12 protein-coding genes and 1 pseudogene are annotated in these 14,724 nt (G+C 60.9%); 5 read left to right on the forward strand and 8 right to left on the reverse strand.

What is annotated here, in order from left to right:
- Positions 1-349: 349 nt before the first annotated feature.
- Complete coding sequence (locus V0R59_RS15390) at positions 350-1,951, reverse strand: recombinase family protein (protein WP_330075117.1); 1,602 nt, start codon at positions 1,949-1,951, stop codon at positions 350-352.
- A 142-nt stretch (positions 1,952-2,093) separates the two neighbouring features.
- Here V0R59_RS15390 and miaE point away from each other — a divergent pair.
- A pseudogene (gene miaE / locus V0R59_RS15395) lies at positions 2,094-2,594 on the forward strand (tRNA isopentenyl-2-thiomethyl-A-37 hydroxylase MiaE); the annotation flags it as partial.
- A gap of 175 nt (positions 2,595-2,769) precedes the next feature.
- Here miaE and V0R59_RS15400 read toward each other — a convergent pair.
- Positions 2,770-3,996: an MFS transporter gene (locus V0R59_RS15400; protein ID WP_330075118.1), complete on the reverse strand. Its 1,227-nt coding sequence runs from the start codon at positions 3,994-3,996 to the stop codon at positions 2,770-2,772.
- A gap of 321 nt (positions 3,997-4,317) precedes the next feature.
- Here V0R59_RS15400 and V0R59_RS15405 point away from each other — a divergent pair, with 321 nt between their 5' ends.
- The 4 genes from V0R59_RS15405 to V0R59_RS15420 all read left to right on the forward strand — a co-directional run bounded on the left by V0R59_RS15405 (position 4,318) and on the right by V0R59_RS15420 (position 8,733).
- The gene (locus tag V0R59_RS15405) at positions 4,318-4,821 is read left to right on the forward strand and encodes a sigma-70 family RNA polymerase sigma factor (protein WP_330075119.1); all 504 of its coding nucleotides are present in this window, start codon (positions 4,318-4,320) and stop codon (positions 4,819-4,821) included.
- Entirely contained in the window at positions 4,818-5,762 is a 945-nt protein-coding gene (locus tag V0R59_RS15410) for a FecR domain-containing protein (protein ID WP_330075120.1), read from the forward strand. Before V0R59_RS15405 ends, V0R59_RS15410 begins: the two co-directional genes overlap by 4 nt.
- A 109-nt stretch (positions 5,763-5,871) precedes the next feature.
- On the forward strand, positions 5,872-8,286 hold the full coding sequence (locus V0R59_RS15415; protein ID WP_330075121.1) for a TonB-dependent siderophore receptor: 2,415 nt from the start codon (positions 5,872-5,874) through the stop codon (positions 8,284-8,286).
- 141 nt (positions 8,287-8,427) lie between these two features.
- On the forward strand, positions 8,428-8,733 hold the full coding sequence (locus tag V0R59_RS15420; protein WP_330075122.1) for a chorismate mutase: 306 nt from the start codon (positions 8,428-8,430) through the stop codon (positions 8,731-8,733).
- On the opposite strand, the gene arsH is transcribed toward V0R59_RS15420, so the two are convergent.
- From arsH to V0R59_RS15450, 6 genes are all read right to left on the reverse strand, one after another.
- Positions 8,724-9,446 carry an arsenical resistance protein ArsH gene (gene arsH / locus V0R59_RS15425; protein WP_330075123.1) on the reverse strand — a complete coding sequence of 241 codons (723 nt, stop codon included), beginning with the start codon at positions 9,444-9,446 and terminating at the stop codon, positions 8,724-8,726. The genes V0R59_RS15420 and arsH overlap by 10 nt on opposite strands.
- A gap of 13 nt (positions 9,447-9,459) precedes the next feature.
- Positions 9,460-9,930: an arsenate reductase ArsC gene (locus V0R59_RS15430; RefSeq protein ID WP_330075124.1), complete on the reverse strand. Its 471-nt coding sequence runs from the start codon at positions 9,928-9,930 to the stop codon at positions 9,460-9,462.
- 60 nt (positions 9,931-9,990) lie between these two features.
- Positions 9,991-10,338 (reverse strand): metalloregulator ArsR/SmtB family transcription factor, encoded by a 348-nt coding sequence (locus tag V0R59_RS15435; RefSeq protein ID WP_330075125.1) that lies wholly within the window; start codon positions 10,336-10,338, stop codon positions 9,991-9,993.
- A gap of 269 nt (positions 10,339-10,607) precedes the next feature.
- On the reverse strand, positions 10,608-13,010 hold the full coding sequence (locus V0R59_RS15440; RefSeq protein WP_330075126.1) for a TonB-dependent siderophore receptor: 2,403 nt from the start codon (positions 13,008-13,010) through the stop codon (positions 10,608-10,610).
- A gap of 111 nt (positions 13,011-13,121) precedes the next feature.
- Positions 13,122-14,093: a DUF4880 domain-containing protein gene (locus V0R59_RS15445; protein WP_330075127.1), complete on the reverse strand. Its 972-nt coding sequence runs from the start codon at positions 14,091-14,093 to the stop codon at positions 13,122-13,124.
- On the reverse strand, positions 14,080-14,595 hold the full coding sequence (locus V0R59_RS15450; RefSeq protein WP_330075128.1) for a sigma-70 family RNA polymerase sigma factor: 516 nt from the start codon (positions 14,593-14,595) through the stop codon (positions 14,080-14,082). Before V0R59_RS15450 ends, V0R59_RS15445 begins: the two co-directional genes overlap by 14 nt.
- Between the last annotated feature and the right edge of the window lie 129 nt (positions 14,596-14,724).

The raw sequence follows: 14,724 nt of genomic DNA on the forward strand, positions 1-14,724 counted from the left end.
GTCATCTGCTTCATCAGGCGTCTCTGCGGTTGAGATCAGGCATTCTGCCAAAGCTGGAAGCCCTCTTCAGAGTTTCCCTAGAATGTTTTCGTATGTTGGATGTGCTGGGTCGCACTTGATTTTGGAATCTTTGAATCGATCTTGGATGATGGTCTTTCGTCTTCTGAATGTCATTTCTTTTTACTTATTCTTGTCTCTGTATTCGTTTCTTGATTAGGTTGTCCCTCTTCAGAAAGAGAATTAAAGATCATAGGGTTGGGAAGGCGTGTAAGCCGCAGCCTGTAGGCGTTTGGGTTTGATCTGGTACTTTGTAAGTCATGCTCCAGAGCGGTCGTGGTTTCTTTTATCTCTACATTGGAATGGTTTTAAAGAAATCGATGATTTCACATTCTGTGCTGTCCAGGCCTTCCTGTTGTTCTAGCTGAGCTGGCCTCTGTCCTTCAAGCATCTTTCGGAGCGTCGCCGCTCGTCCGAGTGCTATGGTTCCCTGCTGATTGAAAATGTATTTCATCGTGTCACCAACTAGCACTTTGTATGCTTGCTTTTTTCGGTCGTACCCAGCGTATCTTGAAGAGCTGAATTCATTTCCAGTAGTGTTGGCTTTGATTCGTCCGTCGTTAAAACAGGTTAGATTGTAGTTTGCACTCTGGAGTAATGCGTTTAGACGCATTGGGTTGTCTTCGATTAGTTCGTATTGGTAGTCCCATGCCTCTTCGTACCTGCAATGATTTTCTTCGAGCTCGATGTTTAATAGCAGCTTTTTATTGTCAAGTGTCCTGCGGTTTTCGATAGCGATCGTGAGTTGTTGATTGAGTTCAGGTACAACACCGTGAAGCGCTTGTAGGTGCGTCAGGTTTTCAATGATTTTTGTTGCTTCCCGAAGCTTTCCATCAATTACTATGATTTCTTTTCTTTGAGTGGTAAGTTGGGTTCTTTGCATGGCTGTTTCCACTGCTGATGTCGCGGTGTCTTGGCAGATGTGCATAAGAACTGGCACTGGAAACGATTTCCCGTTTGGGCATCGAGCGTCACCAAATTTGCATCTGGTGCTACAGTGCATCGAGAATGGACTGTGTTTGTTTACTTTAATTTGCATGTTTGCGCCGCACTCACCGCACTTAATGAGCCCTGAAAGGAAATAGGTGCGTGGGGCTGTGGCCGGTTTGTATTCATCCTCGAACCGTTGTTGTACCTGATAGAACAGCTCTTCAGAAACAACGGCTGGGTAGATTTTGTGTTCTTTCCAGTATCCAATTGCTGTCTTGTTTGTGAGCCATCGCCTGATGGTGCTGGGGTTTATACGTTCAAATGCCGAATGTTTGTCTTTCAAGTTTCTAAGAATTCTTCTTTCGCCAAGCCCTGCCAAGGCGTCTTCAAATGCATCCTTCATTGCGGAAGCTATACCGTCTTTGAGTTTGCCATCAGATGTTAACCATATGGGGGTTCTGCGTCTGGGAATGATTCCAGTTTTGGCGATTTCTTCGCGTCTTCGATAACTTGCACTGATGCGCTTAGATAAAGATTGGCTGTAATGGAAAGCCTGCTGGACTTTCCCGAGAAGAGTCCATATTTGATCTGTCTTGATGTCAGGTCCGTACGTTACTCCATCTTCTAATGTTACGATCTTGACCTTTGACTTGATGATTTCGTTGATTAGGGAGAACATTTGCAGTTCGGGTAGCCTGCCGATCCTATCGATTGCTTCAACGAGGATGACGTCTCCTTCTCCTATTTCTTTCTGCTCAATAGCTTGCAACAACTTCCCGAAGCCATGTTTCAGGTGATCACCCTTTGAAGCTGATCGGCCCAGGTCTTGGAAGGTTTTCGGGTATATTTGGTATTCTTTGTTGTTGTTTATCCATTCTGCAATCAGTTCTTTTTGACGGGCTAGACTTGTACCTTTGCCTTGTTTGATACTAGAAAAGCGCGCATAGCCAACTGCGTAGGGCATCAATTGTCCTTCGTTGTAAAGTTGTTTGGTTGAGTTCGGGTGGTGCCTTTTATGTCTAAATTACACCACGAAAAATCCAGTTTCTAAACATTCAAGCATTTTAATTTCACTTGGTCCCACGGTTGGTAGGTACACCGCAGACAATAGCGAGTTCAAGGCCGCCAGCACCGCCCTCAGCCTGATCGCCAAGTACAACGCGCATATCGACCTGATCAACATGATGTCGCGCCTGGCCCGCGAGGAACTGGTCCATCACGAGCAGGTGCTGCGTCTGATGAAGCGCCGCAAGATCCCGCTGCGCCCGGTGTCCGCCGGTCGCTATGCCTCCGGCCTGCGCCGCGTGGCCCGGGCCCATGAGCCGGCCAAGCTGGTGGACACGCTGGTGATCGGTGCCTTTATCGAGGCCCGCAGCTGCGAGCGTTTTGCCGCGTTGGTGCCGCATCTGGACGAGGAACTGGGCAAGTTCTACCACGGCCTGCTCAAGAGCGAGGCGCGGCACTACCAGGGCTACCTGAAGCTGGCCCTGCAGTACGGCGATGCCGAGGATATCCAGCGCACCGTGGACAAGGTGCGCGAGGTCGAGGCCGAGCTGATCCTTTCGCCGGACGTGGAATTCCGTTTCCACAGCGGCGTGCCGGCCTGACTCACTGCGGCGCGAAGGTTCCTTCGCGCCTTCCTGAGGTTTTTACGAAAAGTCGCCGAGCGGCGATCAGGCAAGGCGAAAACAGGCGAGGAAGCGGAGTTTACTGGTTGTAAATGAGCATTCCGAGCCTGTTTTCAACGCAGCCTGATCGTCGCGCAGGCACTTTTCGTAAAACCTAGCAGGTCTGGGCAGCCAGGCGGTTGTTGACCTTGCGCCCCAGCACCAGCACCGTGACGAAACCACAGCCCACCAGGGCCGTGGCCAGGCTCATGAGCACGGCGCTGCCCATCTGGTCGACGATCCGCCCGCCGAAGAACGAGCCCAGGGCGATGATCACCTGGAACATCGCGACGAACAGCGGCATGCCGCGTTCCACGTCCTTCGGCGCCACCACGAACATCCAGATGCTGGCGCAGGCCGGGAAGGCGCCGAAGGCGAAGCCCCAGAGGCCGATCAGCATCGCCGCGCCGGTGAGGTGGGTGGCGAAGTGCGGGAAGAGGAAGGTGCTGGTGCCGATCAGCAGCGCCACCAGCAGCAAGGTGTGGCGCACGCTGCGGTTGGCGGCGAAGCCGGCAAAGATGTTCCCCGCGACTCCGGCGATACCGTAGAGCAGCAGCAACGAACCGATGGTCGGGCCGTCGAAGCCTGCGCGTTCCTTGAAGAATGGCGCAACGTAGGTATAGGCCGCGAAGTGCGCCAGGCCGATCAGCAGGACCGCGATCAGGCCGATTCGGGCTTGCGGGTTGATGAACAGCGCCGGCAGGTCGCTGATGCGAATGGCCTTTTCCGGGTTCAGGCGGGGCAGCAGGAACACCTGCGCCAGCAGCACCGGCACGCCCACCAGCGCGGTGGCGAGGAAGGTCATGCGCCAGCCCATCAGGCCGCTCAGCCAGGTGCCGACGGGCACGCCGAGCACGGTGGCGAGGGTCACGCCGACCATGATGATCGAGGTGGCCTGGGCGACACCGACGCCTTTCGGTGCCAGGCGGCCGCTGAGGGCGATGGCGGTGGCCCAGAAACCGCCGATGCTGATACCCAGCAGGACGCGGCCGAACAGCAGCAGGCTGAAATCGCCGGCGAAGGCCACGACGGCGTTGGCGATGATCATGATCAGGGTCAGGCCGACCAGCAGGTAGCGACGGTCCATGGCGCCGATGCCCACCGACAGCAACGGCGCGGCGAGGGCGGCCATGATCCCGGGCAGGGTGACCATCAGCCCGGCATGGCCGGCGCTGATGCCCAGGTCGGCGGCGACGTCGTTGAGCACCCCGACCGGGAGGAATTCACTGGTGACCAAGGCGAAGGCACCGATGGCGACGGAAAGGATGGCGAGCCACTGCTGGGTGAGGCTGCGTGGGTTTTCTTCGGGTAGGCCGCTGGCGGCCTGGCTGGCGCTTGGCATGTTGTCGGATTCCAAGGATGGGCGCCTGGGTAGGCGGGGGAGGGGTAAAGGCAGAAATTATAAAAGTCGCTTTTGCGAATCCGACAGGCGGGCGGTTCGATAGTAATCATCAGGGGGATTGATGGAAGCGGGAGCTGCGGACGACGCGCGGCGTGGAGAAGCCATTGCAGCAATATCCGTGCGGGACCACAACTGGCAGAACGGTCAGGTGGCCCGGCGCGCCAGGCTCAGCTCATGATGACGGCGAGAGCGGCCCTTGCATAAACCCCTTTGTATCTCGACAATGCGATAAATTCCCATTTGTGTATCGGTTGCATTCCTATGTCGACGCTCGACTCCGCGGCGCTTCATCAGCTCTATAGCGAAAACAACGGCTGGCTAAGAAGCTGGCTGCGGGGGCGTCTTGGCAACACGGCCGATGCCGCCGACCTGGCCCAGGACACCTTTGTGCGGGTGATGACCGCCCGCACCGAACTGCCGATTCGCGAGCCGCGCGGTTACCTGAGCGCCATCGCCCGCTCCCTGCTGATCGACAAGTCCCGTCGCCGTGCCATCGAGCAGGCGTACCTGTTCGCGCTGGCGCAGCGGCCCGAGCCGGTGGAGGTGTCGCCTGAGGTGCGGCTGTCGATCATCGAAATGCTGATGCAGGTCGACAGCTTGCTCGATGAGCTTGGCCCGCGTACCCGCGACATCTTTCTTGCCGTGCAACTGGAGGGACTGGCCTACGGTGCCGTCGCCGAGCGCTTCGAGGTCTCGGTCACCACGGTGAAAAACCACCTGACCCGGGCCATGACCCGCTGCCTGCTGCTGGTCGAAAGCCCGTGAGCAACCCCGACCTCAAGGTGCTGGAGGCCGCTGCCAGCTGGTATGTGCAGCTCAACGACGGCGCCAGCGACGAAGCCCGCAACCGGGCCTGGCAAAGCTGGCTGGAGGCAAGCCCCGAGCACGCGTCGGCCTGGGCGCGGGTGGAGAAATTGCAAGCGCAATGGGCGCGCATTCCCCAGGAGGCAGCACTTTCCAGCCTCGGCGCAGCACAGGCGCAGCGGCGCCAGGTGCTCAAGTTGCTTGGCCTGTTGCTGGCTGCTGGTGGTACCACATGGCTGGCGACCGAGCAGTTGCCGTACCAGGCGCTGCTTGCCCAGCAGCGCACCGGCGTGCGCGAACGCAAGTCGCTGCGGCTGGACGACGGTTCGCAATTGCACGTGAACGCTGGCAGTGCGGTGGATATCTGCTTCGACTCGGGCATGCGCCTGATCCGCTTGTACCAGGGCGAAGTGCTGATCGAGACTTCCAAGGACCCGGCCCAGCGTCCCTTCATCGTGCAGACCGCCAACGGCACCGTGCGCGCCCTGGGCACCCGTTTCAGCGTGCGCCAGCTGGAGCAGCGAACCCAGGTCGGCGTACTGGAGGCTGCGGTGGAGGTGCGTCCGCAATACCTTCTCGGGCAACCCGTACGGCTGGAGGCCGGACAACAGCTGAGTTTCGACGACAGCACGACGGATAGCATTCACCCCTTGCCCGACAATTCGGCCGCCTGGGTGCAAGGCATGCTGAGTGCGGATGGCTGGCGACTGGGGGACTTCATCAGCGAACTGGGGCGCTACCGTCCCGGCGTGCTGCGGTGTGCCAGCGCCGTGAAACACCTGAAGATCTCCGGCACCTTCCGCATCGACGACACCGACACGGTGCTGGAAAACCTCGGCAAGAGCCTGCCGGTCAGGGTGCGCTATCTCACGCGTTACTGGGTCAGCGTCGAGCCCGCTTGAGGTTTTTGCAAAAACATCCTGCGGCGCCTTGCTGATTTTCATTCTCGTCCGTCAATGACACAAGCCGCGATCACAGCGACTTCTGCCATAGCAACGGAAGGATCACTCAATGCTCCCGCTTCACCTCGACACCCCCGCGCCACTTGCCCGCCTGGTCCGTGCGGCCCTGTTCGGCCTGACCCTGGCCAGCGCGTCCGGCCTGGCCTTGCTGTCCAGCCCGGCCGTGGCGCAAGCCAACACGTCTTATCAGATTCCCGCTGGTCCATTGGGCGCCGCGCTGACCCGCTTCGGCGTGCAGGCCGGGGTTACCTTGTCGTTCGATACCGAACAGACCCGCCAACTCACCACGCCCGGCCTGTCTGGCAGCTATTCCGTGGAAGAAGGCCTGCAGCGCCTGCTTGCCAACAGCGGGTTGCAGGCCCAGCGCCAGGCCAACGGTGGCTATGTGCTGGTTGCTGCCAGCACCGACGGCAGCCTGGAACTGGGGCCGACCAACGTGACTGGCGCCGGGCTGGGCGAGACCACCGAGGGCTCGAAGTCCTACACCACCGGCAGCACCAGCACCGCCACGCGGATGAACCTCTCCCTGCGGGAAACACCGCAGTCGGTCAGCGTCGTCACGCGCCAGCAGATGGACGACCAGAACATGCAGTCCCTGGAAGACGTCGCCAGGGCGGCCACCGGTATCAACACCGCCAAGGATTTCGGCACCGAGCGCTCGCGCTATTTCTCCCGCGGCTTCCAGGTCAACGACCTGCAATACGACGGCGTGCCCACCAGCATTTCCGAAAGCTACTCGATGGACGTGACCTCGGTGAACAACATGGCCATCTATGACCGCGTGGAGTTCGTGCGTGGGGCCAACGGCCTGAGGCAGGGCGCGGGCAATCCCTCGGCAGCCATCAACCTGGTGCGCAAGCGCCCGACGGACACCTACCAGCTCAAGGCCGAAATCGGCGCAGGCTCCTGGGACAACTACCACAGCCAGATCGACGTGGGCGGGCCGCTGAACGAACAGGGCACCCTGCGTGGCAGGGCGGTGCTGCTGTACAACGGCGGCAACAGCTTCGTGGACCGTGCCGACAAGGAGAACCAGCTGTTCTACGCCATTGGTGAAGCCGACTTGAGCGAGTCCACCACCCTCAGCCTCGGAACCGTGCTGCAAAAGGACTATCACGGTGGCTATGACTGGGGCGGCCTGCCGACCCAACTCGATGGCAGCTTCTATCCACTCTCGCGCTCCAGCTCCTTTGCGCCGAGCTGGGCGCATCTGAACAAGATCAATCGCACGGTCTTCGCCGACATCAGGCACGGGTTCAACGATGACTGGAAACTGACGGTCAATACCAACCTGTCCTGGTCGAACGCGGACTTCCTCGGGCTCTACGGCAACAACATCGGCAATGACCAGTTCCGCCTGTTCACCAACGACACCAAGTACGACGACGAGCAGATCAGCATCGACGCGGCACTGAACGGCGCGTTCTACCTGCTGGGCCAGCGCCACGAACTGGTGTTCGGCGCCAACGCACGCAAGGACCGGTTCATCAACGAATCGCGTTACAACAACAACCCGAGCGTGGTCGACATTCTCGATTTCTCCCCTTCGCAGGTGGTCTCGCCCAGCTACGGCTACGAGCGCATCCAGTACCGCAACGTGCGCAAGGACAAAGGGTTCTATGCCGCCACCCGGTTGAATCCCTCCGACGAGCTGCATGTGATCCTGGGCAGTCGCTTCAGCTGGGTGGACTACGAGTCCGCTGACTATGAAGACCGCTTCAAGGAGAACGGCAAGGTCATTCCCTATGCTGGCGTGGTCTACGACCTGACCGACAGCACCTCTGTCTATGCCAGTTACACCGAGATCTACCAGGTTCAGAACAACTACGACATCACCAACAAGCTGCTCGACCCGATCACCGGCAGCAACTATGAAGTGGGCTTGAAAAACGAGTTCTACGACGGGTTGCTCAATACCTCGGTGGCGGTGTTCCAGGTCGATCAGAGCCATATGCCGCAGGCGGTGACCGGTGCGGCGCGGATTTGCGGGCCGGGCCGGACCTCGACCTGCTACGAGGAAGGCGGCAAGGTGCGTAACCGCGGGTTCGAGGTCGAAGCTTCGGGTGAGATTCTCAAGGGCTGGAATGCGGTGGTGGGATACACCTATAGCCATCCCGAGTATGTGGGCGGGGCGCGTAAAGGTACTGACTATGCCTCTGAAACCGCTCCCCGGCGCTTGTTCAAACTGGCCAGCAGCTATCGCCTGCCTGGCGACTTGAGCGACTGGCGCGTGGGTGGCGATCTCTACCATCAGAGCAAGGTCTACAAGGGCTCGGTGGAGCAGGGCGCCTACAACCTGGTGGGGCTGAATGCGAGCTACCAGATCAACCGGAATCTGAGCGCCCAACTCAACCTCGACAACGTGTTCGACAAGAAATACTACGCCGCGATCTATAACTCGAACCTGGGGAACTACTACGGGGAGCCGCGTAACTTTGCCGTTACGTTGCGGTACGAGAACTGAGGGGCGGTACACATCTCGCGAGCTGACACAGCTCCTACCTGGGCCGCGCTGCATGCGTTGTCAGTCGGGTGGCTGGCCACGCAGAATACGCGAGGCCACGGCGCCGCCCCAAGTGCGCAGCCAGACAAGGAGACCAGGCAAATGGAAGTACGTTGCACCTCGCTGGACGAAGTCCGCCAGCACATCGATGAAATCGACCGCTCCCTCGTTGCATTGCTCGCCAGGCGCGGCCAGTTCGTGGCCCAAGCGGCGGGCTTCAAGAAAACCACCGACGACGTGCGCGCGCCCGCGCGTGTCGAACAGGTCATCGGCAAGGTTCGGGAAATGGCCGGGCAATCCGGCGCTTCACCCGCGGTGGTGGAACAGGTCTACCGGGCCATGATCGCGGCGTTCATTGCCGAGGAACTGGAGACACATGCGAAGCTGGCCGCCGATACTCAGACCTGATCCCGGATGGCCCAGATCGAGCGATGGTTCACCCGTGCCGATAGCTGCTCGGCGCTTTCCTTGCGCTCCGAGTAACGATCCACCAGGCATGCCTGGTGGTCGCGCAGCAGGACGGTGAACTTCACCAGTTCTTCCATCACATCGACCACGCGGTCGTAGTACGGCGATGGCTTCATGCGTCCGGCGTCGTCGAATTCCAGGTAGGCCTTGGGCACCGAAGACTGGTTGGGGATGGTGAACATCCGCATCCAGCGGCCAAGGACGCGCAGCTGGTTGACCACGTTGAACGACTGCGAGCCACCGCACACCTGCATGACCGCCAGCGTCTTGCCCTGGGTGGGACGCACCGCGCCAAGGGCCAGGGGGATCCAGTCGATCTGCGCCTTGAACACCGCGGACATCGCCCCATGGCGCTCCGGCGAACACCAGACCTGGCCTTCCGACCACTGCACCAGGTCACGCAGTTCCTGCACCTTGGGGTGCTCTACCGGCACATCGTCCGGCAGTGGCAGGCCCGACGGGTCGAAGGTGCGCGTCTCGGCACCGAAATGCTCCAGCAGGCGTGCGGCTTCTTCCACCAGCAGGCGGCTGAAGGAGCGCTCGCGAGTCGATCCATACAGCAGCAGGATGCGCGGTTTGTGCTCGCTGGCCCGGATCGTTGCTGGCTGCGAATCGAACAGCGCGAGATCGAGGTTGGGCAGTTGTTCGGACATGTTGTCCTCCTTTTCAGAACGTTCCGATACGGTCCAGCTCATGCTTGAGCTGCGCACGGTCGAGGCTGTCGAAGGGCAGAGCGAAGAAGGCTCGGCAGCGAGACTCGATGCGAGCCAGGGTGGCGAGGAACGCGGCGTTGACCGAGGCCTCGTCACTTACGATTTCGGACGGGTCCTCCAGCCCCCAGTGCGACTTCAGCGCCGGGCCGAAATACACCGGGCAGGTTTCGCCGGCGGCCTTGTCGCACACGCTGATGACGATGTCCGGTGGATTGTCTTCGAACGCTTCGTTGCCTTTGCTGCTCAGGCCCTCGATGGAAATGCCGGCCTGCTGCAGCGTACTCAGGCTGCGGGGCAGGACCTGTCCCTTGGGAAAACTGCCCGAGCTGACCGCCTCGAAACCGGGCGGCGCCAGGTGGTTGAACAGCGCTTCGGAGAGGATGCTGCGACAGCTGTTGGCCGTGCACATGAACAGGACTCGCATGGAGGGCTCCTTTACTTCGTGGTGGAGAGTCAGAGGCTCAGGCGCAGTGCCTGATGAGGATCAGCAGCAGGTGGAATCACGAACGGGGCGGCCATCCATGTTCTTCAGGCGGAGGGTGTTGTCGGCCAGCCATTGCGCGTTGGCCTGCAAGGTGACTTGCAACATCTCGTGGACCCAGGCGGGCAGTTCCGGGTCGAGGCGGTAATACACCCATTGGCCCTGGCGGCGATCTTTCAGCAGGCCATTGCTGCGCAGTTGGGCCAGATGGCGGCTGATCTTCGGCTGACTGTCGTCCAGGGCGCACATCAGCTCGCAGACGCAGAGTTCTCCCAGGCTGGCGATCAGCAGGGTGGCGCGAGCGCGGGTTTCATCGGACAGGCTCTTGAAGACTTCGGGCGGGGTGATCATGGCGGTACCAGTACATATGGAAAGTCGAATATACGTATTTCCATATATTTCTGGCAAGTGCGTTTTGGTGAAGGGGCTGGAAGGGCATCAAAAGGGCGGGGAAACGTCGCTGCATGGACCTCAGCGAAGTTGAGATAACAGAGGTCGAGAGGGCAACGCGTACCCTGTGGGAGCTGGCTTGCCAGCGATTACGTCGGTGAATTCACCATCGCCATCGCTGGCAAGCCAGCTCCCACAGTGTCTGCGGCGCTTCCTCGAAGACCGCTGGCTTACCAGCTGTAACTCACTTTCGCCGTGATCTCCCGCCCAGGGTTGTAGTAGTTCGCCGTCCCCGACCCCACCACATGCTGCTCATCGAACAGGTTGCTGACGTTCAGCGCCAGGTCGGTGCCCTTGGCGATCTTGTAGTTGAAGGCCGCGTCGAACAGGGTGGTGCCATCGGTCTTGTTGGTATTGACGGGATTCATGTAGTAGGCGCCGACATAGCGCGCGCCCAGGCCGACGCTCACGTCCGTGCCGGGCACGTCGTAGTAGCTCCACAGCGAAGCGGTGTGTCGCGGTGCCGCGGTGAACTCGTTGCCCTTGAGCGAAGTGCCATCTCTCAGCGAACCGCGCACGACATCGGACTTCATGTAGGAATAGGCACCCACCAGGCTGAGCTCCTGGGTCAGTTGCGCCTTGGCTTCCAGATCGAGACCACGGGCGCGCGACTCGCCCACCGTCTGCCGATCGATGTCGCCGTTCGGCAGCACCACGGCGATGGTGACGTTCTCCTGGGTCAGGTCGTATACGGCTGCCGAGAAAATCGCATCCATGGTCATCGGCGAGTACTTCACGCCCACTTCGTACTGCCGGCCGGTCTGCGGTGTCACGCCCACCTGCGGCGGCGAGACCGACTCCACCATGCTCACGTAGGTGGATACCTCGTCGTTGACGATGTAGGTCAGCGCACCACGGTAGGAGGTTTCGGAGAAGTTGTCGGTCTGCTTCACCGGTGTAGCGCCGGCGGTCTCCTTGCTGGACAGGTCCATGGAGTCATTGCGCACACCTGCGGTGACGATGAAGCGTTCGTAGAAGGACAGGTTCTGCTGGAGGAATACCGCTTTGGTCGTAGCCTCTCGTTCTTCCACAGAGTAGGGGGCCAAGTTGCGCGAAACGCCAGTGAACACCGGATTGGCGATGTCGATGGACGATGTCGGGCTGTAGACGGAGCTTTCCTTGGTCGACGAGTCGAGATATTCCACCCCCACCAGGCTGCTGCTGTCGATGTTCTCGAAGCGGGCATCGTATTGCAGCATCAGGTTGCCGTTGAACTGGTCTGCATCGCTGTCTTTACCTACCACGAAGCGGGGAATCACGCTGCCGACCCGCGAGGCACTGTCGCTCAGGTAGGCATAGCCATAGTCGTCGGTCAGCTTGCTGTAGCGCAGGTTGCTGCGCAGCACGAAGCCATTGTCGAAGTCATGGGTCACGTTGCCGCTGAGGCTGGTGCGCTCCACATCGTGGAAGTTGTAGCCGGGCTCGCCGAAGAACTTGCTGCGGTCGTATTCCTTGTCCAGCGGATAGCCGCCGCTGTTGGGCGAGCTCTTGGTCTTCAGGTGGTCGAGGATCACCGTGCCCGAGGTGTAGTCCGTCGGCGCCCAGGTCAGGCCGCCCATGATGAAGCGGTTGTCGTCCTGGGAGTGGTCGTACTCGCGGTCGCTGTTCTGCATCTTCGCGGTGAGACGGCCTGCCACGGTCTTGCTGCCGTTCAGGGCATCGGTGACGTCGATGCCGGTCTCGACATGGTTGAACGAGCCGTAGGTGACATAGCCCTGGCCAGACTGCTCGAAGCGCGGCTGCTTGGTGACGAAGTTCACCGAGCCACCGGGATCGGCCGGGCCGAACAGCGTGGAGTTGGCACCGCGCAGGATCTCGATGCGCTCATAGGCGAACGGGTCTTCACGCACGCCGCGCATCGAGCTCAGGGTCAGGCCGTCGCGGTAGGTGGTGGCCTGGAAGCCGCGGATCTGGAAGTAGTCGTTGCGGTCGTCCGAACCGTAGAAGTCGCTGACCACGCCCGGGGTGTAGAGCAGCGCTTCTTCCGTGGTGCTGACGCTGCGCTGTTCCATCTCCTTGTTGGTCACCACCGACACCGAGGCGGGGGTGTTGAGGATGCTGGTGGCCACCTTGCCGCCCACCCACAGTTCCTTGGCGACCACCGAGTTGCTGTCGTCGTCTGCGTTGACCTTGACCTTGGCATTGACGATCACCGGCGCCAGGCGGTAGTCGTCGATCGCGGTGGAGTCGAGTTCGAGTGGGCCGGCGGCTTTCGATTGGGGGATCAGCAGGTAGGCATTCGGGCCTTGCTGCTCGACCTGCAGGTCGCTGCCCTGCAGCAGCGATGACAGCGCTGTCGATGTATCGAGGCTGCCGTTTACGCCCGGGGTGGTGCGGTTGGCGACGGTCGCTGCATCGAAGGACAGGCTGATTCCAGCCTCGCGGGCAAAGCGGTCGAGCGCCGGGGCCAGCGGGCCGGCGGCGATGTTCCATTGCTGGACCTGGTTGCGCGGCTCCGCGCCGGAATTTTGCGCCAGCGCCGGCACCGCGTGGCTGCTGACGATCAAGCCCAGGAGGGCAGCGTGCATGGCACGGCTCAAGGGATGGCGCTGTGGGACCTGGGACGAACTCATGTTCTCGCTCCGTGGAAGGGGGTCGGCAAACTGGCCTGTATTTCGGCCTTCCTTACAGGTCGAGCGAGAATGCGAAATCACCTCATTATTTTTTCGTTCGAGAAAACAGGCTCAACTGGCGGCCGTCAGCGTCACCCAGTAACGGGTCCGGTAATCGACCCGCAGGCGCAGCGACTGCGCGACCAGCGCCAGCACCTGGTCGTTGTCGGCCAGCTGGAAGGTGCCGGAGACCCGGCGATCGGCCACTTCCCTGGCGCAGCGCAGCACCCCGGGGCGGTAGCGCGACAGTTCCTCGACAAAGTCGGCGAGACGCATCTCGTGGGCGCTGATTACCCCGTCGCCCCAGCTCCAGACATCCAGGCCGTTGTCGCGGAACGCCTGGGCGCCCCGTGGGGTGAACAGCAACTGGCTGCTGGCCTGGAGGCTGCTTTCGACACCGGCAACGGGTTGGCTGAGTCCCGGAAACACCTCGACCGTGCCGCCCTGCACGGCGAGCAGGGTGCCGTCTTCACGCTCGCGCACCAGCAGGCGGCTGCTCTGCGCGCGCAGGAGGCCGTCGCGGGTCCGCACCCAGAAGGGACGTTCATCCACGCCGACATTCACGATGATCTCGCCGCGCTGCAGGATGACCAGGCGTCGCCGGGCATCGAAATCGCTGTCGACCGCGCTGCCACTGTTGAGCTGGACCAGGCTGTCGTCATCAAGCCGGAAGCGTCGTTGCTCGCCGGTGTCGCTGTGCTGCTGGGCCAGCAGGGCCGGCAAGGGCGTGTAGTCGCGGCTGAGCCAGGCCGCCGTACCCACAGCGGCCAGCATGCCCAGGCGCTTGAGGCTTTCCCGTCGACGCAGGCCACGCTGGGCGCCATTGAGAGTGCTGCGGGCCAGTTGCGGCGGGAGCCCGGTGAAGTCGTCCCCGAGGCCTTCCACCCGCCGCCACGCCAACGCATGCTCCGGGCGCTGCTGCAGCCAGTGCTCGAATCGGCGTCGGGTCTGTTCGTCCGCGTGGTTGAAGCGCAGGCTCACCAGCCAGTGGATCGCCTGGTCGACAACAGCCGGATCCAGGGCTTTCGACTCAGGACTCGGCATAGCGCAGGCGATAGCAATGTTGCAGGGCAGTGGCCAGGTCGCGCTCCACGGTGGCCCGGGAAACGCCCAGTCTTTCGGCGATCTGCGGGCAGCTCAGGCCGTCGATCTGGGCCAGCAGGAAGGCCTGGCGGGTCCTCGGTTTCAGCCGGTCGAGCATGCGGTCGATACGCTCAAGCGCATCGAGGATCAAGCGACGGCTTTCTTCCGAGGGTATTTCCTGTTCAGGCAGCAGCTGGATGCTTTCCAGGTAGGCGCGTTCGAGTTCGCGACGCCGATACTGATCGATCATCAGCCCGCGGGCGATGCTGCTCAGGTAGGCACGGGGTTCACGCAAGGGGCTGGACTGGCGGGACCTGAGCAGGCGCACGAAGGTGTCCTGAGCCAGGTCCGCAGCGTGCTCGTGACAGCCGACGCGCCGGCTCAGCCAGCCGTGCAGCCACGAGTGGTGGGTGCGATAGAGCAGCCCCAGGTCGGCGGTACCGAGTGTCTCGTCGCTGCGCATCGTCGTCCCGGAAAGTACGTGATTGATAATAATTTGCAATTCTACTCACGTGTCTGCGGCTCAGGCAAATGCGGGTGCCCGATGGCGTCGCTTGTGGATGGAGGCCCCGGTTCTGCACGTTGCATTCTT

The organism is Pseudomonas ulcerans, assembly GCF_036324125.1.
GTDB classification, from domain to species: Bacteria; Pseudomonadota; Gammaproteobacteria; order Pseudomonadales; family Pseudomonadaceae; genus Aquipseudomonas; species Aquipseudomonas ulcerans.

Bases quoted from the DNA above. Each gene is read 5' to 3' on its own strand.
- V0R59_RS15415 (WP_330075121.1), top strand. From the start codon at position 5,872: ATGCTCCCGCTTCACCTCGACACCCCCGCGCCACTTGCCCGCCTGGTC.
- V0R59_RS15440 (WP_330075126.1), bottom strand. From the start codon at position 13,010: ATGAGTTCGTCCCAGGTCCCACAGCGCCATCCCTTGAGCCGTGCCATG.
- V0R59_RS15420 (WP_330075122.1), top strand. From the start codon at position 8,428: ATGGAAGTACGTTGCACCTCGCTGGACGAAGTCCGCCAGCACATCGAT.
- V0R59_RS15405 (WP_330075119.1), top strand. From the start codon at position 4,318: ATGTCGACGCTCGACTCCGCGGCGCTTCATCAGCTCTATAGCGAAAAC.
- V0R59_RS15445 (WP_330075127.1), bottom strand. From the start codon at position 14,093: ATGCCGAGTCCTGAGTCGAAAGCCCTGGATCCGGCTGTTGTCGACCAG.
- arsH (WP_330075123.1), bottom strand. From the start codon at position 9,446: ATGTCCGAACAACTGCCCAACCTCGATCTCGCGCTGTTCGATTCGCAG.
- V0R59_RS15435 (WP_330075125.1), bottom strand. From the start codon at position 10,338: ATGATCACCCCGCCCGAAGTCTTCAAGAGCCTGTCCGATGAAACCCGC.
- V0R59_RS15390 (WP_330075117.1), bottom strand. From the start codon at position 1,951: ATGCCCTACGCAGTTGGCTATGCGCGCTTTTCTAGTATCAAACAAGGC.
- V0R59_RS15430 (WP_330075124.1), bottom strand. From the start codon at position 9,930: ATGCGAGTCCTGTTCATGTGCACGGCCAACAGCTGTCGCAGCATCCTC.
- V0R59_RS15450 (WP_330075128.1), bottom strand. From the start codon at position 14,595: ATGCGCAGCGACGAGACACTCGGTACCGCCGACCTGGGGCTGCTCTAT.
- V0R59_RS15400 (WP_330075118.1), bottom strand. From the start codon at position 3,996: ATGCCAAGCGCCAGCCAGGCCGCCAGCGGCCTACCCGAAGAAAACCCA.